The 23166-nt window shown below is 48.1% G+C and carries 14 protein-coding genes and 1 CRISPR repeat array; of the genes, 2 read left to right on the forward strand and 12 right to left on the reverse strand.

Annotated features, from left to right (window positions below):
• From DESAC_RS16420 to DESAC_RS00415, 8 genes are all read right to left on the reverse strand, one after another.
• Window positions 1-2691: an N-6 DNA methylase gene (locus DESAC_RS16420; protein WP_013705089.1), complete on the reverse strand. Its 2691-nt coding sequence runs from the start codon at window positions 2689-2691 to the stop codon at window positions 1-3.
• A complete protein-coding gene (locus DESAC_RS00385; RefSeq protein ID WP_013705090.1) occupies window positions 2688-4919 on the reverse strand; it encodes a GmrSD restriction endonuclease domain-containing protein in 2232 nt (743 codons plus the stop codon). Before DESAC_RS00385 ends, DESAC_RS16420 begins: the two co-directional genes overlap by 4 nt.
• A 96-nt stretch (window positions 4920-5015) precedes the next feature.
• Entirely contained in the window at window positions 5016-6515 is a 1500-nt protein-coding gene (locus DESAC_RS00390) for a type I restriction-modification system subunit M (RefSeq protein ID WP_013705091.1), read from the reverse strand.
• A 303-nt stretch (window positions 6516-6818) separates the two neighbouring features.
• Window positions 6819-7172: a hypothetical protein gene (locus DESAC_RS00395; protein ID WP_041283703.1), complete on the reverse strand. Its 354-nt coding sequence runs from the start codon at window positions 7170-7172 to the stop codon at window positions 6819-6821.
• A gap of 22 nt (window positions 7173-7194) precedes the next feature.
• Entirely contained in the window at window positions 7195-7629 is a 435-nt protein-coding gene (locus tag DESAC_RS00400) for an ARPP-1 family domain-containing protein (protein ID WP_308726336.1), read from the reverse strand.
• 33 nt (window positions 7630-7662) lie between these two features.
• A complete protein-coding gene (locus DESAC_RS00405) occupies window positions 7663-9276 on the reverse strand; it encodes an IS1634 family transposase (protein ID WP_013705093.1) in 1614 nt (537 codons plus the stop codon).
• 615 nt (window positions 9277-9891) lie between these two features.
• Window positions 9892-10518 (reverse strand): hypothetical protein, encoded by a 627-nt coding sequence (locus DESAC_RS00410; protein WP_148231151.1) that lies wholly within the window; start codon window positions 10516-10518, stop codon window positions 9892-9894.
• Window positions 10519-10683: 165 nt separating this feature from the next.
• The gene (locus DESAC_RS00415; protein ID WP_041283706.1) at window positions 10684-10929 is read right to left on the reverse strand and encodes a hypothetical protein; all 246 of its coding nucleotides are present in this window, start codon (window positions 10927-10929) and stop codon (window positions 10684-10686) included.
• Window positions 10930-11041: 112 nt separating this feature from the next.
• Here DESAC_RS00415 and istA point away from each other — a divergent pair, with 112 nt between their 5' ends.
• Together istA and istB are read left to right on the forward strand one after the other, a co-directional pair.
• Complete coding sequence (gene istA / locus DESAC_RS00420; RefSeq protein WP_013705059.1) at window positions 11042-12499, forward strand: IS21 family transposase; 1458 nt, start codon at window positions 11042-11044, stop codon at window positions 12497-12499.
• Window positions 12496-13239, forward strand: coding sequence for an IS21-like element helper ATPase IstB (gene istB / locus DESAC_RS00425; protein WP_013705096.1), 744 nt, complete (start codon window positions 12496-12498; stop codon window positions 13237-13239). Before istA ends, istB begins: the two co-directional genes overlap by 4 nt.
• Window positions 13240-13475: 236 nt before the next feature.
• A CRISPR array of direct repeats spans window positions 13476-20006; the repeat unit is 37 nt; unit sequence GTTTCAATCCTTGTTTTAGTGGATGTATCGCCAAAAG.
• A gap of 153 nt (window positions 20007-20159) precedes the next feature.
• Here istB and cas4 read toward each other — a convergent pair.
• From cas4 to DESAC_RS00450, 4 genes are read right to left on the reverse strand one after another with little or no spacing between them, the layout of a single operon-like run.
• Entirely contained in the window at window positions 20160-20801 is a 642-nt protein-coding gene (gene cas4, locus DESAC_RS00435; RefSeq protein WP_218915698.1) for a CRISPR-associated protein Cas4, read from the reverse strand.
• A 16-nt stretch (window positions 20802-20817) separates the two neighbouring features.
• Complete coding sequence (locus DESAC_RS00440; protein WP_013705098.1) at window positions 20818-21501, reverse strand: CRISPR-associated endonuclease Cas6; 684 nt, start codon at window positions 21499-21501, stop codon at window positions 20818-20820.
• Window positions 21498-22265 carry a CRISPR-associated protein Cas5 gene (cas5, locus tag DESAC_RS00445; RefSeq protein ID WP_013705099.1) on the reverse strand — a complete coding sequence of 256 codons (768 nt, stop codon included), beginning with the start codon at window positions 22263-22265 and terminating at the stop codon, window positions 21498-21500. Before cas5 ends, DESAC_RS00440 begins: the two co-directional genes overlap by 4 nt.
• Window positions 22266-22274: 9 nt before the next feature.
• Entirely contained in the window at window positions 22275-23165 is an 891-nt protein-coding gene (locus DESAC_RS00450; protein WP_013705100.1) for a DevR family CRISPR-associated autoregulator, read from the reverse strand.
• Between the last annotated feature and the right edge of the window lies 1 nt (window position 23166).

The raw sequence follows: 23166 nt of genomic DNA on the forward strand, positions 1-23166 counted from the left end.
CTATTCGCAAAAAATATCGTTAAGGAATGAGGTTGCCAGAAATCGAATTGCTGATATAAGCTCTTCGTAACCCTGATCGCCGGAAGAGAGTTCCTTAATATCTGAGAGTCTCTCACTCTGAAATGAAAGCGGAGGCAAGGGAATTAATAACGACCCGTATTCGGTCCCGTTGACATTTGGCTGCGCCCCAACTCGTATGTTATTCTCCAGCCAATTACGATAATATGAGGATTGAGTCACTCGAAATAGATATTCAGGAAGAACTATTTCGCGATTTGGACGAAACCGCACTAAGTAGCCAGCATATACACACCGCCCGTCTGACTCAGAATACAAGTAACTTTTACCTACCGTATTACCGGTCCGTGCTATGAGAAGATCTCCGTCGGCGAGTTCATATTTCTTTTGGCTTGACTCATCCAATAAAACGGCCACAATGTCTTGTTTGGTCAAGCGCCCCTTGGTTTCAATATCCGTAATTCTGACGTAGCGTGGCATTCCATCGCGATAATTAGCTGCCGGTGCGTTAGCCCCATATTGGGGCTTACCTATGATAAGCTCCCTTAAGGGTTTTGACTCGAAATTGGCCGCTGCAGATCTGACCATAATATCAACCAGTGCATTCTCAATTTTCGCTAAAGCTTTAGTTACTGAAAAATACTTACCGAAAACCTTGTCGGCCTCCCAAAGAATTTCCGCAATCCGCCGCTGCTGGTCGATCGACGGCAAGGGGAACTTTTCAAGTTTCAGGGTTTTCCAGTTAATTGTAGGCGAAAGCGAGCCCACGGAAATCTCCACCGCCCTATTCATAAAGCGGTCGCTCACCATCAGGAAGGGCAGGAACTCGGGCAGCACGACTTCGGGCTTAGCCCGCACAACCATGGCGTGCGCTGAGCAGATGCCGTCAAACTGAGCTATAGCAAGTTTGCGCTGGTACGCGCGCCTGCGGCCAAAAATAAGGTCTCCCTTGCGAAACCTGAGCTTGGTGCCAATGACGTCGCTCCCCTTGCCCCAGCGGCGGATGTGCAGGTCTTGCGGGTCGAGGTGCTCCAGCCCGACATAAATTTCGTCACCTGCGTCACTCGGTTCCACCCGTTCGTTAATGCTTTCCGCAAAAGCCCCAAAAGGCAGGCGCTGCCATTCCTCCCGCTTTAGCCAGGTTGGCAAAGAACTGGCCGGTTTGGCTGCCAACCCTTCACTTTCTATAATCGGGTTCGCTCCTAAAACTCCTGCCAAAGAACTTCGAGCCTCTCGGGCCGAAGATAGCCAGGCAGCAAGCGATTCCTGTAAGGAACCATTTGCCGAAACCTGGATTTGGTTGTTGGCTTCCGGCGAGGAAACATACAGTAGAATACTCAGGTTGCCGTCCCTGGCCCGGATTTCCTCCAGTGAAGCCACCCCGGTGAAGCCAGGTTCGTCCTGGAACGTCTGGTAGGCATGTAAGATGTGCTGGATGTGCGTGTCGGTGAGAAAGCTCTGGGCGCGCTCGCGAGTGACTTCGTTCACTGCGTTGATAAGGAGAATTTTGCCCCGGCGCTCCCTGGGCTTGGCCATGCGGCAGACGACGACGCAGGCCTCCATGGGGGAGTTGTAGAAGAGGTTCGGCCCCAGACCCAGGACGCACTCAATGAGGTCGGCCTCGATGATCTTCCGGCGCATCTCTGCTTCTTCCTGCCGGAAGAGGACACCATGGGGGAAAAGGATGGCACAACGGCCAGTCTGAGGTGACAGACTACAAAGGATGTGCTGCCAGAAGGCGTAATCGGCCCGGCCCTGGGGCGGGGTGCCGAAGAGGTTGCGGCCCCAGGGATCGGCGGCAAAGGCTTTTCGGTTCCACTGCTTGATGGAATAGGGCGGATTGGCCAGGACCACGTCAAAGCGCTGCAGGCGGTCGCCCTCCACGAACCGAGGGTGGGCCAGGGTGTCGCCCCGGACAATATGAAAATCCTCGACGCCATGGAGAAAGCAGTTCATCCGGGCGATGGCGGAGGTCATCAGGTTGCGTTCCTGCCCGTAGAGGCGGACGTTGCGCCACTCCTGCCCTTGCCGCCTCAGGTGGGCGATACAAGAGAGCAGCATCCCTCCGGAACCGCAGGTGGGGTCGTAGACCGATTCCCCCGGCTGGGGCGCCAGCATCTCGGTCATGAGGTGGACCAGGGTGCGGTTGGTGTAGAACTCCGCGGCCGTGTGGCCGGAGTCGTCGGCAAACTTCTTGATGAGGTATTCGTAGCCCTGCCCCAGCTCGTCTTCCGGCAGGTTGGCCAGGGAGAGGTTCAGGGTGGCGAAGTGTTCAATGAGGTCCCGCAACATGGCGTCAGGAAGACGGTCCTTATTGGTCCACTGGGCGTCCCCGAAGATGCCGTAGAGCTTGTCAGGGTTGGCGGTCTCGATGCTTCTCAGGGCATTGTGCAGGGTCCGACCGACGTCTTTGGCTACCTGCCGCATTTCTTGCCAGTGGGCCTCAGGGGGAATTTGAAAACGGTGGTTCTCCGGGTAGGCGGCAAATTCGGTATCACCGCCGGATTCTGTCAGCGCCACCTGGGTTTCCTCGTCAAAAACGTCACAGAGGCGCTTGTAAAAGAGCAGCGGGAAGATGAACTGCTTGTAATCCCCGGCATCGATGGTCCCCCGCAGGAGCGTCGCCGCCCCCCAGAGATAGGATTCAAGCTGCTGTTGGGTGATACGGCTCATTTTTTCAAAACCTGGTTGAACCAGAGGATCGCCGCTTCACCTTCTTTCCGAGTGATCTCGTCTACGCTGCGACTGTGGCGAATACCGTTGCGCAGTTCCGCCAGTTGATCGAATTTCTTAATGAGGGTCTCTTTGTTGGCAAAGATAGTTTCGAAGTTTGGCCAGAGGGCTTTGCTGGTAATGGTGTCTTGCAGCTCGCGCAAGCCGAAATACTCCAGCTTCCCGGCCAGGGTCTGGTAATGTTCGCCATTGAGGGCGGCATTCTTCTTGAGGGCGCGGGAGAGACGGACATCAACTTTTTGGAGCACGTGAGGCGGAATTGATGATAAGTCGCCAGTGCTTGCCCCTTCTATGACTTGCCGCAACGGCAGTTCCACCTGCTCAATGGCGGCGTCAAGTTCTCTAAGCTGTGGCGTCAGGTCTAAACGTTCTTTGATGAGCAGGTTTTCAATGGCATCAATTATCGTCCGCTGGCGATCGGTAATGAAGGCCTCGAAATCTTCAGGGGTGAACGGTTCGCGCAGGAGAATGTCAAATGCTGCCGGAGAAATAAAATGCGATTCCAAAATGGCCCGAACCGTCGCCTCACCACTTTCTCTGATCAATTCTGGCAGATAGGCGTTGGGCAGACGTCCACGGATGACAAGCCGGTTGGTTTCGGCCGTCATCGGCGTCCGGTTGAGGATTGTGTGAATAAGACCCCCCTTCACGTGTTCTGCACCCCAGGATGCTGGAACAATGTGATGGTCATCGAGATTATTATGCAAAGGGACAGTCCCTTTCATCCAATCTCGCGCCCCCTGGAGGACTAAGAGATTGAATATGCCATTATAAACTGAAGTGCCGCGCTTGGTTTCCTTGCGCAGGTCCAGGTTGCGAAATGTATTGGCAAACTCAAAGACAAAAGATGGCTCTAAAGCATCCTCATCGATCCAGGCTTTGAGGTCGATGAAATCGCGGGCAGTGGTGGATTCCACTGCGCCGGAATAGCGGTTATTGAAAACAGAGGCCCAATACCAATGTCGAATCTTGCGCTGCGCGTCAAGCTGGCGCGCCGCCGGTAGCACGTTAACGTGAGCTTGCAAGGCGGCGAAGGCCGGGAGGATTGACACGTAGGGCAGGTAGTCCGATTTGATGGCGCCAAACTCCTGGGGATGTTGCAATACCTTAATGGCTGATTCCAGGGCTGACACTGCCTTGTTCCAAGCCTTTTCAAATTCGGCGATGTCAGCAATCAAGACCTCTTTGTAGCGACTGCCGTCTGGGTTGCGCACCTGTTTTTCCTGGCCCGGCAAGAGGAAGTAGAGGTATTTAGGCGAACAATAACCTTGGCGCAGGATCGACATGACCTGGAGGATATAGACGTTCATTCTTTCGGTATCAACGAACTCCAAACGGGGGGCGGCGTCGCGCCACATTTGTTTGAGCTTAAGACCCTTGGGTTTCAGCAAGGCGTTAACGAGGTCAAAAATGTCCAGGCGAACGCCCCGGCTATTGATCTGCGTGAAAATATCGCAGACCTTGTCTATCTCAAGGTCTTGATCTAACTCAATATAAGATATTTGGTATTGTTCAGTAATGCCCTTGAGGTGATTGCCAAACATCCTGGCATTTTCGACGTTTTGATTAGCAATATCGAACTTGGCGGAGTCTCCCGATGATTCAGCATCTGCGGCCTTTTTCCGCCAAAATTGCTCGTAGCCCTGGACCCAGTTCGGCAGGTCCCAACCACCTGAACCGACAACAGATAATGGGAAAATATGATTCTCAAATTGTTCCTCGGGGTTGCCGAGAATTTTCTTCCACCGTTGCGTGAGCCAATCATAGCCAAAAGCTTCGTCGTATATCTCGGCCATGAATTTTTCAATGTTTATGGTATAGATGGCTTGATTTGACCGGCTGGGAAGGTTGATAGCGGGAGCGAGGAAAGCATAATATATTGCCGTAAGGCGTTGCTGGCCATCAAGGACGATGGATTCTGGTCGTCCATCTCCATTAAAGCCATAGATCGCTTCACAAGAAAGGGCGTCGAAGTTTTCCTTCTTACCTCTCCAAAGGAGCAGACTACCAATATAGTAGTCAAGAAAGATGGACCGCATCAGGTCCCGAATGTCCCACGGCTTCCATTCGAACTCCCGTTGGAAGTCTGGAATGACAAATCGTCCCTCTTTCAGCCTTAAGATGAGCGTGTTGAGGCTGACATGGTCAGGTTTTTGGGCGTCTTTCATGGTTAGTATAACCTTTATGTCTGAGTATTTCCGGCCTTAATTCTTTTCTCTGTGCCCTGATCGGCACAGGGTGCAATGTTCAGTAATTTTGCCCACTCAGATGAGCAGGCCTTCCCTTTTCAAGAGGCCGATGAGCTTCTCTTCGGCCGCGAATGCCGCTTCGGCGCTTTGTCGCAGCCGCTGCAGGGTCTCTTCGATGGAAAGGACTTCCTGTTCAACTCTTGGTTCCACGTAGCGAGGGATGTTGAGGATATAGTCGTTGGTGGCGATCTCCTCCAGGGTAACCACCCTGGCAATCCCCTCAACATCGGCGTAATCCCGATACCATGTATAGATGTGCGCCACATGGTCCGGGAGCAATTCATTCTGGGCACGCCCCTTCTTAAACTCTTGGGAAGCATCAATGATAAGCACTTTATTGCGGTGTTCCGGCGGCTTCCTCAGGCGAAAAATGAGGATGCAGGCAGCAAGCCCGGTACCATAGAAGAGGTTGGGTCCGAGGCCGATGACGGCTTCCAGCAGGTCCATATTCAAAAGCTTCTGGCGTATCTTGCCCTCAGCGCCCATGCGAAACAGCACCCCATGAGGCAGCACCACCGCCATGCGCCCGGTCTTTGGGGCCATGGATTTTATCATGTGTTGCACCCAGGCGAAATCACCGCTCTTGGCCGGGGGCATACCAGCAAAATTTCTTCCGAAAGGGTCGCTGGTCCAAACTTCCTCTCCCCATTTTTCAAGCGAAAAGGGCGGATTGGCTATAACGCAGTCATAGGTGGCGAGGTTGTCGCCGGAAAAAAAGGCTGGCTGACGCAAGGTGTCGGCCCGTATGATTTTGAAATCGGCGGCGCCGTGGAGGATAAGGTTCATGCGGGCAATGGCCGAGGTGGTCAGGTTCTTTTCCTGGCCGAACAACCGGCCCCAGAGGGTGCGGACGTCACCATGGTGCTCGCGAACGTGATGAATGGCCTCCAGGAGCATCCCTCCGGTGCCGCAAGCGGGATCATAAATGGATTCGCCCTCCTGAGGGTCCAGGATGTTTACCATGAGTCGCACGACCGCGCGCGGTGTGTAGAACTCACCCGCCTTTTTATTGGTCAGATCGGCGAACTTCTTGATGAGATATTCATACGATTGACCGAGAATATCAGCCTGGGCGACAGCATTGCCCAAAGGTATCTTGGAGAAGTGCTCGATAAGGTCACGCAGCAAGGCGTCAGAGAGGCGGTCTTTGTTGGTCCACTGGGCGTCTCCAAAAATACCGTAGAGCGTCTCCGGGTTGGCAGTTTCGATGCAGCGCATGGCTGTCTGGAGGGCCTGGCCAACATTGGTGGCAACGGCCCGCACATCCCGCCAGTGGCAGTCTTCTGGGATCTGAAAGCGGTAGTTCTGGGGGAAGCGGGCGTATTCCTCATCGCCACCAGCCTCTTTCAAGGCCTCCTGATACTCTTCATCGTACACGTCGCTAAGGCGCTTAAAGAACAGCAAAGGAAACACGTACGTCTTGAAGTCGGCGGCGTCCACCGGCCCGCGCAAAATATTGGCGGCTTCCCAGAGGTGTGATTCAAGTTGCGATAAAGAAAGAGTGCTGTTGTCCAAGAGAAAATCCGGATTGGGGTATAGTCAGTGTATCGACAGAAAGCCAGGAGGTGATAAACAATAACAGTGCCAGTTCCCGCCAATTTCATTTCACCCGAGAACCGGTCATTTTGTCAAGGAGATTAAATTTTTCGGTTAGATCCCCCTTGAGTATTCTAGTTTTAACCGGGCCAAGCCTTTTTACATGCTCTTTATCATGGTAGGCCAGCTATCTTTTCGGCATATGTGATTAGCGATCCCGATAGATAGTTTCTCTTTCACCTTGTCTCAACGGCTAACCTGTAATCGCTAACCTGGGGCAGTTCACTGCTTCTTCTCCAACCGATACCTCAATCGATAATTCCCATCATACACTTTATTGCCATCAGTCCGGTATTTTAATCTGTAATCACGGTCATAAACTTTCCCATCATCAACCCGATACCGCAGTTTATAATCCCGGTCATAAATTTTGTTGCCGTCAATCCGATATTGCTGACGGTAATCACGGTCATAGACTTTGTCGCCCCGGATTCGATACTGGAGCCGGTAATTGTCGTCATAAATATCTACGTCTTCGGCTACGGCAGTAGGAAATATCCCAAAGATAATTGCCAGCAGCAAAAATGTCGTCAGACCCATATAACCAGAAGAATCGGTTCGGCTTTGACTCCACATAATCTTTTTTACCCCTGACTCATTATCTCACCAGGTTATGGCGTCTCCCGGAAGCCCGGCGCATAGGCCTCTCATTATTACCAGTCTTTTGACCAATATCTTTCTGAAAAAGGCTTAACTGCAAAATCTGGTTTTCGAACTCCAACCCTGCCCCAACGACATTCTCTGATTCAAGGCGAATATCCCATCCCACAGACACAGACTTTCTCCTGTCCATAGGGGATTTAGCCGCATTTGCCAGAAATTCAATTAACGCATTAAAGGAACGAGTAGTTTGTTCTTTGGAGGCCTCAACATTATTCTCCAGGGCATCCATGACATAACTTGATACCAATTTGTGATAGAGGAGCTGGAATTTGTCATGTTGCCCTAAAAATTCGACACCGGCTATCTTGCCATCAATAAACACTGCCAGGCCCATTTGCTTATCCACCAGGGAAAAGTTTTTTAGACTCAAGTTCTACAGTCAACTTTGTGAAATATAGTTAATTCAATTGGTTATATGGGCGCGAGTGTCCTTTGGCACCACACTATTTTCTTTGGGACGAACTGGCGCAGGTATTTTGACGCCCACAGCCTGAAGGACCTTGCCGGCACACCCTTGAAGGGCAGTACGCAAGAAGTACAACTGGTCCTCCTGTCGTACCTCGACTTCTGCCAGGGCCAGAAGATCCTGGCGGATGTCGGACCAGGAGAGTTCCCAGCCACGTGACCGGAGTCGGCGCTGCAGTTCGTCGAGTAACACCAAGGCCAGAAACGAACAGAAGACATGCCCCCGAATCGTCGCATCCCACTGGTGAAAGACCGGCCGCGTGTCCAACAGGGATTTGGTGGCTCGGAAAAACCTCTCTACCAGATACAGCCGTTTATATTGCCGGGCAACTTCTGCAGCTGGCAGGGTAGTATTCGTGCAGAGCACGTATTTGCCGTCAAAACGAGCTTCTGCCTCGATTCTGGCAGGATCGAGGTGGACAGCGCCCTTCTCGATTTTCAGAAACCGACGATAACCCCGGTTGCCGATGATACCTTTGGCCCCCTGTTTGAGCCTTTCTGCTAGGGTCTTGAGGATGGCCTGACGATCGGCCGCATCTTTAGCCGCTTCCAGAGGATTCAGACAGATGATGTAGCGCCGGGACTCTACCCAGACCTCTTTTACCTTAAGATTATCAGCTACCTGCTGATAGCGACCAGGACGTCCCAGGACCTGCTCTCTAATCTCCCGCTGACGCCGCAAGCGGCCGCCCAAGATGTACTGGAGCCCGCGGTCTTGCAGTTCCTGCATGGTCGTCTGGCTGATCATGCCCCGATCTGCTACCCAACAGACCTGCTGGAGGTCGAATCGACGCCGCAGGCGATCCACCACGGGCAACAAGGCCTTGGCGTCCGAGAGGTTACCGGGCCACAATTCGCAACAGACCGGTTGACCTTCTCCGGTCAGGACGGCGCCGACGATCATCTGCCGACGATCCGGTCGATGGTCCTTGGAAAAGCCGAATTTGCCCAGGCTCTCACCACCATGACCCTCAAAGTAGATACTGGTGGTATCAAAAAAGGCCAAAGACAGTTCGGTGAACAGGTCCCGGCGGTGATGAAAGAGGGATTCCTCCACATCGTCCTTGTGATTGCCCAACCACCGCATAGCCCGATAGAGGTGATGTAATCCCAGGTTGTCAGAGCCAGGGACCTGCACATCACGCCCCCACTTATCCGCGGCTCGATCGGAGCCAGACTCGAAGAGCCGATGCAAAACAGTCAGATAAATCGCCCGCTCTACCGAGAATTCGAAATGCCGATCTTGCAGCCGACGGCTCAATATCTGGTCCAAACCCAGTTGGCGCCACAACCGACCGAACACCAAGTCTGGACCGATCAGCTGCATGGTCCCGGCTTCCAGGCTGCCTTGACGATAGCCCTCAATCACTTGGACCTGAGTGGCAAACCGACTCAAGGATTTCAGCAGAATATCTACTTCACCATGGGCGGTCAGTTGATCGACCCGCCCCAAGGTGGCCAGGACGCGCTGCACGGTACGTTTACCCTCGCGATGATTTTCAACGATCTGCAGATAACGGTTGGGCTCTTTGCCTTTTATCCTGACAAACATGCGGCGATCCTCCTCAAAGTCACCGCCATAATGCCATTAATAGCCTTATATGTCAAGATAATAATGGACTATAAAAATATTATATTGGCACCGCATATTTTCAAAATTCGCCATCGGCTTATGTAATTTCAAAGGGTTAAACCCTTTGACCATATAATGACTGTAGAAGATGAGTCTTAGTAACTTTGGAAGAGTGGGAATAACGATATCCATATTTGGTCCATCCTTTTCCCAGAAATCTTTTTCCCAAGAATTTGGGTGCAGGACAATCCCTGAGAGGGATAATTCCTCTTTATCTGGGAAGGATGATACCCCTATGCGGCATAATAGTCAAGCTTAAATTACCGTTTCCGTGTATTTTTTGAAAGTATTTAGGTGGTATATTGGAAATGTAGGGAAAAATTAAATCATTCATATGTAATATTTATCTAAGTTATCTTTTTTATTTTTCTGGTGCGAAAACATAACCGTTAATGCCGCACCTACTTTTCGCGATATCCGATCTGCGAAAAACCTACTTCCTGTTCATCTCCTGCCTTCCACAGATCCGCTCCGTTAACATAACTTGTAGATCAAGTTTTGGGGGGGGCTCATAAAAGACAGTAAACCAGAAAATTATATCATCGTGGATCGACTATCTATAATTATTGGCATATCTGCAACGTTTACAAAATTAGGTAGGAATGATACTTTTTTATTTGCTTCCCCCAACTCTACAAAATGAATTAATTTTTCGTCATGATCAAGAATAACACGTAATTTCGGAAATTTTTCTTTTGTGGCTATCCCAATACCGCCGATCTTAGCTGTTGTATTAGGCTTCCAAGAATTTCTAGAGTCATAAAGTTCGAAAACTGCTTTCGACCATTCCCTATGATAACCAATCCAGTTGGACACAAAAGCCCTCATTGGCTCCGAAGTAGTTCTCCAAATACTACTTTCGGCTTCAATAAATACTTCGTTATCTTTACCAGAGGCAATTGCAATTTCAAATAGCAGAGATAGGTTCAATAACCGTTCCCGCCTTTCTTCAGGATTATTCGCAGGGAAATTTCGTAATTCGCGCACATCTAATCCACTATCATAGGCCAACCACCACAACAGACCGAGAAGGCGGGAAACATCCTCTTCCGGATCATTACCCACGGCTTCAGTAAATGACACAAAGAGCCTCTGTTTGCGGCCAAATAATGCTGTCATTGATCCATCCAAAAGTTGCTTTCTACATTCCAAAGGCACCAAGCTCTGGCCTCTAGCTAATTGAGGAAATCTATCCCGGATAATTCATCAAAATCCCATATACCCGGTGGCACAGGCTTTCCAGCCTGTGCAAAAAAAACAGTCTGTATTTCAGGTAAGCCTGTTAATCTATGGCATTAAAATGAGTTAGCTATCTTTTTCAAAATATCATGAATAAAGCGGGCTATAATCCTGTGCCCTGACTTCCCGCATTACAGCAAGAATTGCTAAGAGTTTTTCTACCGGTCTATATATTGGTGCATTATCCTCACTAATTTCAAAATTTTTAAGCATTCTACTTATAAGTGTTTTAATTTTTCGCTGAATTATCTTGATATCGTCAATCTTTGGAATTACAACCGGGGAGCTCTCTTCTTCCTTACCGATTTGTTCTTCCTCATTAATGTCGATCATCTCCAGTGAAGATCTACACTGAAAACTGACCCCCAATCGCCGTTGAAAATTGACCCCCTCAGAGATAAACCGATGCCAGCTTATGGCGTCGGAGGTGAGGAGGGTGATTTCTATGGAAGAATGGCAGGCCATTCAAGTTTTAAAGCGTCAGGGGCATGGGAAAAAAGCCATAGCCCGGCAATTGGGGATTTCCAAGAACACGGTGAAGCGCCACTGGAACCGCCAAGCGCCACCAGCGTATCAGAGAGCGGCATCGGAGAAGATGTTAGACCCCTTTGCCCCTCAGATTAAAGAGATGATTGGCAAACAATTTATCGGTACCCGCATCTTTCAGGAACTATCCGAGTTGGGCTATACCGGGTCCTTGACCAGCGTGTATCGCTATCTCCGGCAGTTTCAAGATGATGTCCGAGACAGAACCACGATCCATTTCGAGACTTCCCCGGGTCAACAGATGCAATACGACTGGAAAGAATGGCAGGTGCCGGTAGCCGGCCGGCCACTGAAGATTTACTTCCACCAGGCGATCCTGTCATACAGTCGCTATAAGTTTGTGACCTTTTCTTTGGATATCAGTACTCCCAGCATTATTCGGGTGTTAACTCAGGCCCTGGTCTTTTTCCAGGGAGTGCCGGCAGAAATCGTCATCGACAATCCCAAGCAGTTGGTCCTGTCGCACGACCGTCAGGGCGTCATCCGCTATCAGGATGATTTCCTGGCTTTCTTGGGGACCTATGGCCTTAAGCCGGACCCCTGCCAACCATATCGGGCCCGGACCAAGGGCAAGGTGGAAAATCCATTCTTTTATCTCCAGGAGCATTTCCTGCGGGGTTTGGAAGTGGAGCATCTCGACCACCTGGGAGAGCGCTTGGCCCGGTTTATGGAACAGTATAATGCCCGGACCCATAGCACCACCGGACTGGCGCCAGTACAACTCTGGCCACAAGAAAACCTCAAGCCCTTACAGTCCGATATTCCCCTGTCATTTCAAAAAGAATCCCGGAAAGTCTCCTGGGATGGCTACGTACACGCGGACAGCAACCGCTACCCGGTGTCTTTGGCCATGGCCGGGAAAAAAGTCTGGATCGAACGGGTGCTGGGGCGCTGGCTGGATATCCTGGATGCTGACTTGAAACCCCTGGCTCGGTATGAACTGCTTCGTGAACATCAGGTAACCTTGCCGCATCCTGAACACGCCGATCTGGCCAAGGAATTTCTGGACCGGAAAGAACAGCGGCGCTTGCAGGTCAAGGTGGTTTTTCAGGAGACTTTTCCAGCTTTGGCGCCAGACTTTATCCGCTTGGCGGAACAGTCATATACCCTCAACGCCTCCTACCATTTGAATAAAATCCTGGACCTGCTCTCTGTCTATGACCACCAGGCCGTCGCCGCTGCCTTGCAGACGGCCCTGGAGTTGGGTACGCCGTCGGTCAGATCGGTCCAGGGCCTGCTGCCGGAAAAACTGCAGCAGCCGGTGCTCCCGACTTCGTGCCGGACAGCCTGTTTGCCAGCCGTGGCCAAAAGACCGCTTTCACTCTATAGAGCCAGTTACGGAGGAGGCGCCCGATGATCCCCCGACTGGACCTGCAGCTCAAGAGCCTGTCATTAACCAAAATCTTGGCCCACTACCAGGAGGAAGCCCACAAGGCCGCCCAGGAAAAACTTTCTTACGAAAACTACTTGGCCCGGCTAGTGGAAATGGAGGCCATGAGCAAACTGGACCGCTCTATCAATGCCAAGATTCACAAGGCTCGTTTCCCCTCCTTGAAAACCCTGGAAGAGTTTGATTTCTCCTTTCAGCCGCAGCTCAACGAAAAAGAGATCATCCGGCTTGCTTCCCTGGACTTTCTGGAGAAAAAAGAAAACCTGCTTTTCCTGGGGCCTCCAGGCGTCGGCAAGACCCATCTGGCCATTGCCTTTGGCGTTAAAGCCTGCATGGCCAAGTATCGGGTCTTATTTATCCGTACCCAAGATCTGTTGACTGATCTCAGTGTGGCTCACAAAACCGGCCGGCTGGGCCAGGTGCTGTTGAACCTCTCCCGACTGGACCTGGTGATTCTGGACGAACTAGGCTATCTGCCCATCACCCCGGAACAGGCCAATCTCCTTTTTCAATTAGTATCGATTCGCTATGAGAAGGGGGCCATGATTTTGACCAGTAATTACGGCTTCGAAGATTGGGGACCGATTTTTACCGACCAGGTAATCGCTGCTGCCATCATTGACCCTCTGGTGCACCACTCCCATATTTTTGTGATTAACGGGAATAGTTTTCGCATGAAACAGAAGCTTTTACCAGAGGCCGCATGAACCGGAAAAAGTTCGGCTGGGAGAAGCCAGCCGCCGGCCGGCCAAAGCGGATTCGGCCGGCCGGCACCAAGCGTTTGCGGGGCAGGCCGAATCCGCCCCTCATGGCACCAATAAGTCTACCCCGGCCAAGGCTGGCCCTCGTTAACAGCAACTTTTCCGCTAACCAGGGGGGTCAATTTTCGATGACCAAAGGGGTCAATTTTTGTTGACAATCTTCAATTTTATGGATTTTCATTGTTTCAATCCTTGTTTTAGTGGATGTATCGCTAAAAGCCCCTGCTGGGTCCAGCCTGGTGTTGCTTTGGCCAGTTTCAATCCTTGTTTTAGTGGATGTATCGCTAAAAGAAGAGCCAAGTTCTTGGGTGATGTGGAGGAATAAGAGTTTCAATCCTTGTTTTAGTGGATGTATCGCTAAAAGTCTAACCGATTCACGTTATCGATCATACAACAAATTGTTTCAATCCTTGTTTTAGTGGATGTATCGCTAAAAGAACTCTATCAGGCTCGTGCTATCACAAGTCGATAAAGTTTCAATCCTTGTTTTAGTGGATGTATCGCTAAAAGCCTGCTCGTGCTCGCACGGCATGATCAGGTCCCAGGTGTTTCAATCCTTGTTTTAGTGGATGTATCGCTAAAAGGCGGGTGGACGCCGGGCACGGCCTCGGCCTGACATAGTTTCAATCCTTGTTTTAGTGGATGTATCGCCAAAAGTCAGCATGCGAATGGCAGTTGTTTGAAGGTAAATTTAGTTTCAATCCTTGTTTTAGTGGATGTATCGCCAAAAGGCGTGCAGCCGGAAGGGGTGTCGCTGGTCGATTATATGTTTCAATCCTTGTTTTAGTGGATGTATCGCCAAAAGTCCAGTCCCAGGTTGTAATTATAGAACCAATTATGTGTTTCAATCCTTGTTTTAGTGGATGTATCGCCAAAAGTCTTAATTCATGAGACGGGGGATTTTTCTATTTTGAAGTTTCAATCCTTGTTTTAGTGGATGTATCGCCAAAAGTCAATTTGTCAAGGAGGAGTTTGAACGGTCAATATGGGTTTCAATCCTTGTTTTAGTGGATGTATCGCCAAAAGAGGGCTAATCTGCTGGGATATCGGGAGTCCAAGGGCGTTTCAATCCTTGTTTTAGTGGATGTATCGCCAAAAGAATTTGGAATAGGTCCCTGCGGACCTGAAGGAGGGTTTCAATCCTTGTTTTAGTGGATGTATCGCCAAAAGTCGTGAGAGTTATCAATACCTAACTTTATAGTAATGTTTCAATCCTTGTTTTAGTGGATGTATCGCCAAAAGTCTCCAGCCTTAAGGGCATGGTCGAAGGCCTAATCGTGTTTCAATCCTTGTTTTAGTGGATGTATCGCCAAAAGCAAGGATCGGCCCTCGATGGCCTTGACCTCTCTATGTTTCAATCCTTGTTTTAGTGGATGTATCGCCAAAAGCATGTTGGCTGCGGTCGGCGGAGTTTATAGCGCGTAGTTTCAATCCTTGTTTTAGTGGATGTATCGCCAAAAGTGGCGGCCATTACAGCCGGATCAAATCCCATATAAAGTTTCAATCCTTGTTTTAGTGGATGTATCGCCAAAAGTGGCGGCCATTACAGCCGGATCAAATCCCATATAAAGTTTCAATCCTTGTTTTAGTGGATGTATCGCCAAAAGCAGGCCATGGTTGAATACCGCCCGGTCGGTGGGATGTTTCAATCCTTGTTTTAGTGGATGTATCGCCAAAAGCCAGAAGCGTCATGGCATGGGTAATGGCTTGCTTGGTTTCAATCCTTGTTTTAGTGGATGTATCGCCAAAAGCCCGCTTCCGATCTTTTCCCTTGCCTTGCCCATCAAGTTTCAATCCTTGTTTTAGTGGATGTATCGCCAAAAGTGGCTTATAACCTCGGGATTACTGGAGTCACAATAAGTTTCAATCCTTGTTTTAGTGGATGTATCGCCAAAAGTCCTTCTACCAACATAGTCAGTGAGGGAACGCAACTCGAGTTTCAATCCTTGTTTTAGTGGATGTATCGCCAAAAGACCACGGCCTCTGCGCCAGGGGCACTGGCATAGCTCTGTTTCAATCCTTGTTTTAGTGGATGTATCGCCAAAAGTCCTGAGTTCCCCTGCCACTGATCCGGTAGATGAAAGTTTCAATCCTTGTTTTAGTGGATGTATCGCCAAAAGAAGGAAGCTTTCAGACAGGCCGGGGATATGTTACATAGTTTCAATCCTTGTTTTAGTGGATGTATCGCCAAAAGAAAGGTTTGGGGCGAGGGGGTATATGCTTCACTCGAGTTTCAATCCTTGTTTTAGTGGATGTATCGCCAAAAGTCGATTCCTATTTCAATTAGATTGTCCCTCAGTATTTGTTTCAATCCTTGTTTTAGTGGATGTATCGCCAAAAGCCCTAGATTCCGGGCCAGGGAACGACCCCGTATTGAGTTTCAATCCTTGTTTTAGTGGATGTATCGCCAAAAGCATGAATGCCCCACTCCAGGCCACTGGGCGTGATTCGTTTCAATCCTTGTTTTAGTGGATGTATCGCCAAAAGTTTTCTGGCTCTTGCGATGCTTGGCCATTCTTGCATGTTTCAATCCTTGTTTTAGTGGATGTATCGCCAAAAGGCAATTTCCATTCATATGGACGAGCCTGATAAATGTTTCAATCCTTGTTTTAGTGGATGTATCGCCAAAAGCTATGGATTACGGCCATGGAACGTCAAGAATCGCGTGTTTCAATCCTTGTTTTAGTGGATGTATCGCCAAAAGGCCGCAAGCAGGCAAGGGCCATGGAAATGAAAAATGTTTCAATCCTTGTTTTAGTGGATGTATCGCCAAAAGCCACTATCGCATGATGTGCATATTGCGCATCACGGAGTTTCAATCCTTGTTTTAGTGGATGTATCGCCAAAAGGCTGGGATCGTGGTTAGCAAGAAGGGAACCTATCCAAGTTTCAATCCTTGTTTTAGTGGATGTATCGCCAAAAGGCCAAATAGGACTCATCCTCCTCAACTGCCAAATTAGTTTCAATCCTTGTTTTATTGGATGTATCGCCAAAAGATTGCTATTCATGTCAGAAATTTGATGAGGAATTCAGTTTCAATCCTTGTTTTAGTGGATGTATCGCCAAAAGTTCCATTGGCAGACTAGTCCGCCGGACACGAAGAAGTTTCAATCCTTGTTTTAGTGGATGTATCGCCAAAAGTCAAGGATCGGCCCTCGATGGCCTTGACCTCTTTATGTTTCAATCCTTGTTTTAGTGGATGTATCGCCAAAAGCTTGGATACAGTTTTTCCGGAGACAGGGACATCTAGTTTCAATCCTTGTTTTAGTGGATGTATCGCCAAAAGAGTCTGGTCCATGCTCCTTCTCACTTCTATCGCGGCGTTTCAATCCTTGTTTTAGTGGATGTATCGCCAAAAGCCAGAAGCGTCATGGCATGGGTAATGGCTTGCTTGGTTTCAATCCTTGTTTTAGTGGATGTATCGCCAAAAGAATTCCCAGTTGAGATCAGCCAACGAGGAGCATATGGTTTCAATCCTTGTTTTAGTGGATGTATCGCCAAAAGTGCGGGTTAATTGCACTGGCTTGCGGCTCTGGAAGAGTTTCAATCCTTGTTTTAGTGGATGTATCGCCAAAAGTTCCCCAGGCAGGGGGAACTGTTCTCCTCCAGCATAAGTTTCAATCCTTGTTTTAGTGGATGTATCGCCAAAAGTGGGGAAATTCTTCGCCCTAAACCGGGTGAAGCGGTGTTTCAATCCTTGTTTTAGTGGATGTATCGCCAAAAGCTTGACAGCAGTGTCCCCGGCTCTAGCCCGGCAGATGTTTCAATCCTTGTTTTAGTGGATGTATCGCCAAAAGCTGGGTCCAGTCGTGGATGCCAACCCTGGCTATCAGTTTCAATCCTTGTTTTAGTGGATGTATCGCCAAAAGGGGAAATCAGGGAGACGGTGCCCCATGCTACCGTCAGTTTCAATCCTTGTTTTAGTGGATGTATCGCCAAAAGCTTGACAGCAGTGTCCCCGGCTCTAGCCCGGCAGATGTTTCAATCCTTGTTTTAGTGGATGTATCGCCAAAAGGGTATTGGAGTTGGCAGCGCCCTGGCCAATTTACGGGTTTCAATCCTTGTTTTAGTGGATGTATCGCCAAAAGAGGAATCTCCGTCCTTTAGGGCGGAGAGGATGTCAAGGTTTCAATCCTTGTTTTAGTGGATGTATCGCCAAAAGAGTGTGGCTGAAGCATCAGGATATATTTCAGCAATAAGTTTCAATCCTTGTTTTAGTGGATGTATCGCCAAAAGCGAGTGAAATTGGATGATGCGGTTGGGGTCATCCAAAGTTTCAATCCTTGTTTTAGTGGATGTATCGCCAAAAGGCTGGCTCAGGCATTGGGTATAGCCTGGGAAAAAGGTTTCAATCCTTGTTTTAGTGGATGTATCGCCAAAAGCTGTATCGGAAGGAGCATTAGAATCAACTCAGGGAAGTTTCAATCCTTGTTTTAGTGGATGTATCGCCAAAAGTTGATCTAAGATTCCTAATACGGATTCATGAAGATGTTTCAATCCTTGTTTTAGTGGATGTATCGCCAAAAGTTCATAATTTTTCTCCTGTTGATTTTTAGCTCGGGGCGTTTCAATCCTTGTTTTAGTGGATGTATCGCCAAAAGGGAAAGGCCGGTTGCCGATATTGGAGTATAAAGAGGTTTCAATCCTTGTTTTAGTGGATGTATCGCCAAAAGGCGGGCTGGTATGGGCCTTTCTCCCCCCCCTGGGAGTTTCAATCCTTGTTTTAGTGGATGTATCGCCAAAAGGGAAGAACGTGAAAAGCTTAGAACTGTATAACTTTGTGTTTCAATCCTTGTTTTAGTGGATGTATCGCCAAAAGATGGACCATTTGAATCTCAAGGTTCGTGTAATCCGTAGTTTCAATCCTTGTTTTAGTGGATGTATCGCCAAAAGGCGTCTGGAAGTTTCGCACCACTTCGTGGAACTCGGGTTTCAATCCTTGTTTTAGTGGATGTATCGCCAAAAGTTTTTAGGCTTGTGAGCCTCCTTTTATAATTTGTTGTTTCAATCCTTGTTTTAGTGGATGTATCGCCAAAAGCCAGGGTTTCTGCCCTATCCATGGGAACTTATTAACGTTTCAATCCTTGTTTTAGTGGATGTATCGCCAAAAGATCAACTGCAGATGTTGTGCGGCCCCCATAGTCAAAGTTTCAATCCTTGTTTTAGTGGATGTATCGCCAAAAGCTTCCGCCAGAGTTATCCCCCAAGTCGGTAAGCAAGTTTCAATCCTTGTTTTAGTGGATGTATCGCCAAAAGCTGGGCGGCCCTGGCGGTCTCCGGGCCCGCCTTCAGTTTCAATCCTTGTTTTAGTGGATGTATCGCCAAAAGATAGACGCCGCAGCCCGGTTCGTCATCCCTATAAGGTTTCAATCCTTGTTTTAGTGGATGTATCGCCAAAAGGGATTTAGGGGAAGTTTTCTTATTAATAGCCGTAGAGTTTCAATCCTTGTTTTAGTGGATGTATCGCCAAAAGACGAAAGTTTTTTCCGGCGACGCTTGGATAATCTTGTTTCAATCCTTGTTTTAGTGGATGTATCGCCAAAAGCCGAAGGTATATGCTCAACCTCCGGCAGCCATTGATGTTTCAATCCTTGTTTTAGTGGATGTATCGCCAAAAGCCCTTCCAGGTCTCTTCTATGGGTTCGTCGCCAACAGTTTCAATCCTTGTTTTAGTGGATGTATCGCCAAAAGTCTTTTCGTATTCCCCAGAGAGATAAGGCTGAAGGAGTTTCAATCCTTGTTTTAGTGGATGTATCGCCAAAAGTTGGCAGCCGCAATGGCCCCTGACGGAGATTTGGTATGTTTCAATCCTTGTTTTAGTGGATGTATCGCCAAAAGTTTACGCTTGGCGGAGATGGCGTCCTCGACCGAAGTTTCAATCCTTGTTTTAGTGGATGTATCGCCAAAAGCCTGCGGCTTAAAAACAAGCGGCCTGAAGTTTGATAGTTTCAATCCTTGTTTTAGTGGATGTATCGCCAAAAGGCGTCATTATCCGCCTCAAAGAAGGTGATAGTCGGAGTTTCAATCCTTGTTTTAGTGGATGTATCGCCAAAAGCTGTTGGGGTATTCAACGCCGCCGACGACACCTTGAGTTTCAATCCTTGTTTTAGTGGATGTATCGCCAAAAGCCGGTCGGTCCCAGGCGAAGATTTCCTCCAGGCGTTGTTTCAATCCTTGTTTTAGTGGATGTATCGCCAAAAGTCATCGCCTGCGAAAGCCGCCGCAGTTTCTTTGAGGTTTCAATCCTTGTTTTAGTGGATGTATCGCCAAAAGTGGCGACTACCTCTACCTGGGCAAGCTGACACAATTGTTTCAATCCTTGTTTTAGTGGATGTATCGCCAAAAGTGGAATATCTCCGGCGGGAGGATTATCTCCGTAATTGTTTCAATCCTTGTTTTAGTGGATGTATCGCCAAAAGGCGTCATTATCCGCCTCAAAGAAGGTGATAGTCGGAGTTTCAATCCTTGTTTTAGTGGATGTATCGCCAAAAGAAAACCAGGAATGGTTTGACAAACGATGGAAATACTGTTTCAATCCTTGTTTTAGTGGATGTATCGCCAAAAGTTTTTTTTATTACATTTGTCATTCCCCTCCCACTTATGTTTCAATCCTTGTTTTAGTGGATGTATCGCCAAAAGGCTGTTGGGGTATTCAACGCCGCCGACGACACCTTGAGTTTCAATCCTTGTTTTAGTGGATGTATCGCCAAAAGCCGCTTTCTGCCGGTTCCAAAGCCAAAACAACATGTTATAAAATTTCTCGTAAGCAGATATTTGCAGCTCAAACCTCAAAAGAGATTGCCTTAAAAGGTATTATTGATGTACCAGAGTTAAGTTATCCATATATTATCACGATGGATTTTTGATCAGATCACCTTTTCACAAATATTTCGGTAGCAACAATCCAGGCATCTGGCTTTTGCCTTCGTGGGCGGGGGATATTTCCCTTGAACAACTATAGACGTCAATACAGCGATAATATCCTGCAACTCATTATACATGGATTCGGTGATTCCCACTTCGATCAGCTTATTGCGGCTCCGGGTATAGACAATATAGCCTTTATTTACCGGGACAGAATAGTTATCCCTGATAAGCAGTCCATAAAAAGTTAGTTGAAAACGGTGGTTTTTAAAGGTTCGTTCCTTATATTCGGCGTATTTATAATCCAACGGCGCTGCGGACCCATCTTGGAGGAACAGAATTTCATCCACTATTCCACGCATGCCCCGTGTGGAGCTGAGGTAGACTGATTTTTTTCTTTCCACCACCCCGAGCTTTTTTCGCAAATAATTAGGATTAAGGCGTGCCTTGTCCTCGTGTACGGTCCGGCCGGTTTGGACTTTGAAGCGCTTTTCTTCGTGTTGGGAGATGGCAAGATAATTTTGGAAATAAATAAATCGCGGGCAAAAAAGATATTCCAGGATATCTGAGGTAGTTATGGAATACCCTGCCTCATCAAAGTTTAATTCCGCTATGTTTTCCAACTCTGACTCGGTTCTTGGCAATTCTTTAACCTTTGGGTCATTTTACCTTGCTTATTGTGCCAAATCCTCTGGAAACAGATTTTCCAATGCCCCAGTATTCGGGAATTTGAAAGTTGACTGAAAATATCGAGTAGAATCCCAGCATAGGCATCCCTTTCAAGGATGTCTCAATTTCTTGATAATTTTCAAGTTTTCCATATAAGGGCCCTGGAACTGTAAAATTCAATCCTTTGGCCATGGAAATGATGTTGCCAATAATCACTTTTTCTAAAAGCTGTTTTCTTTTGTAATTATTTCCACATCTTAAATATTGCTGATAATTTTTTTCGTTTAAAGCCAGCCAAGGCGTAAGGAAATGATACTTTTCGACTGAATGGCTTATGCCAATAATCTCTATTCTTTCCTGAAGCTCAATCTTATCTACCAGCATCTCTTGTTTACCTAACGATAAGATTCCAATACTTGGCATTTCTTTTAATAATTCCGCTCCTTCCGCTAATCCGATAATTTTTGCCTCACCATCTATAACTTTATATTGAATTCTAGGGTAAGAATAAATCAGCCCGCTATCGTTGTGATTATGAACTAAGACATTTCCCCTTAATATATTGGCAATGCATCCTCGTAATCCACGGCCCTGCTCAAAAGTTAACGGCCTGGAAGTCTTGATAGATATTTCAATAGTTGGGATATATTCGATTCTTTTTAGTCCCCTGTTCATGTCTTCTTCCGCTTGAAATTCTTTATTTTCTTCCCCTTGACGTCATTTTCAGGCGGTTCCGGAAAAAGTGCCGCAATTCTTCTCCCCCTGATAAAAAAACCATTTCCTGAGGAACAATATGAACGCTCTTCCAAGGGATAATAAGCATCTCCTCTGGCGCATAAGGGGGCCAAATATCTTTCCAGAACCGCGTCAACCGCGACAGGGTCTTCCTGCATATAAAGCACTACCCCTTTATTATTTTCTCTGAAGTTTTTTATAAGATCGAATCGGACCAGTGAATTTAAAGGAATATCATCCCCTTCGAAAACTTTCTTAATGTTATGTTCAGGAACTAATTCTACTGATTCGGGCAGCACACATGCCAGTGATTCGCTATCCCCCAGATAGATAGGAGCAACTTTCAAAGATTCAGCAATTTTTTTACCGAGCTCTTCCTCCCCATCTTTAAATGCAATCAGACAATCGATATATGGCGTGAAGGCATACTGCCTCAACCTGGCGTCCATCGGAATGACTCGGACAGTACAGGAAGATACTGCGATAGGATGTTCAGCCCTTGCTGTCGCCCCTAAGGCCTTGTTTTGAATATCTTTTAACAGCTTTACAGGATTTTCCCCCTCTTTTTGCCATAAGGCATTGGCACATAATCCCTTAATAGTTGATGGGGCGGGGAGGGGATATGTCCTGGCGCATTGATAGCTATAGGGCACTCGGATGGAATACATCGACGAGAGCTTCAGCCGAAACTCAAGGGCAATCATCGCTATCTCCTAAATCTTAGCCAATATTTCCTGAAAGACCTCCTGCACCGTCTTCTTGGCATTCTTTAAACCATCCCCATAGCTCCACCAATCCACACCATTCCCCATTGTCTCAAGTAATGCAATGGATTCTTCGAATCCCGTTGAGTATATGGGGCTGATCAGATTGGGAACAGGCTTCTCCGTGGTTGATAAGGCCGCCAACAATCCCAGGCACTTGGCGTGCGGCAAGGCATGCGATTGTGAGGCCCCGAACGCCCCTAAAACAATGGGAAGCAACGCTTGAATTGCAACTCGGCGACGGGTTTTGATATCACCATTAACTTTTCGGTTATCTATAGTCGAGCCGATGCGATTCAGATCAATACCTGCAACAAAAGCAAACACTCCTGATGCATAAGTTTTGTAAAAAATCATCTGAGATGTTTCTCCTGTGCTGCTGGAAGCTTCGGTTCCAGATGCCACTCGGGAGTGAATAACCTGTTTGCTTTCCGGTCTTGTTCCTAACGCAGGGAGCAACCACGAAAACGAAGCGCATGAGCTCCGTCGCGGGGCATTGGTCATTTTTTTGGTAGAAAGAAAACCATGCACATCGCAAACAAGGCATTCTTCGATAGCTTGCAGCTCGTCTGTCGCCTGTGTTTGCCTATCCGGCTGGCCGGATTCACAGACACTGCAAAGTTTAACGTTTGATGATCCTAGTGCCTTTCGCCGCATATGTTCCAGATGCCAGTGTTTCATCATCCGCCCGCTCACCGCCGGCATTTCCTCTAAGGGGTTGCCATTCTCATCCACCATTCTAATCTGCCGAATATCCAAGGCCTGACCGACGCTCCCCTCATTATTGAGGTCATGCACGTTCAATACCAGTTTTGCCGCCACCGCGAGATATCCTGCCATC

The sequence above is a fragment of the Desulfobacca acetoxidans DSM 11109 genome (assembly GCF_000195295.1).
GTDB classification, from domain to species: domain Bacteria; phylum Desulfobacterota; class Desulfobaccia; order Desulfobaccales; family Desulfobaccaceae; genus Desulfobacca; species Desulfobacca acetoxidans.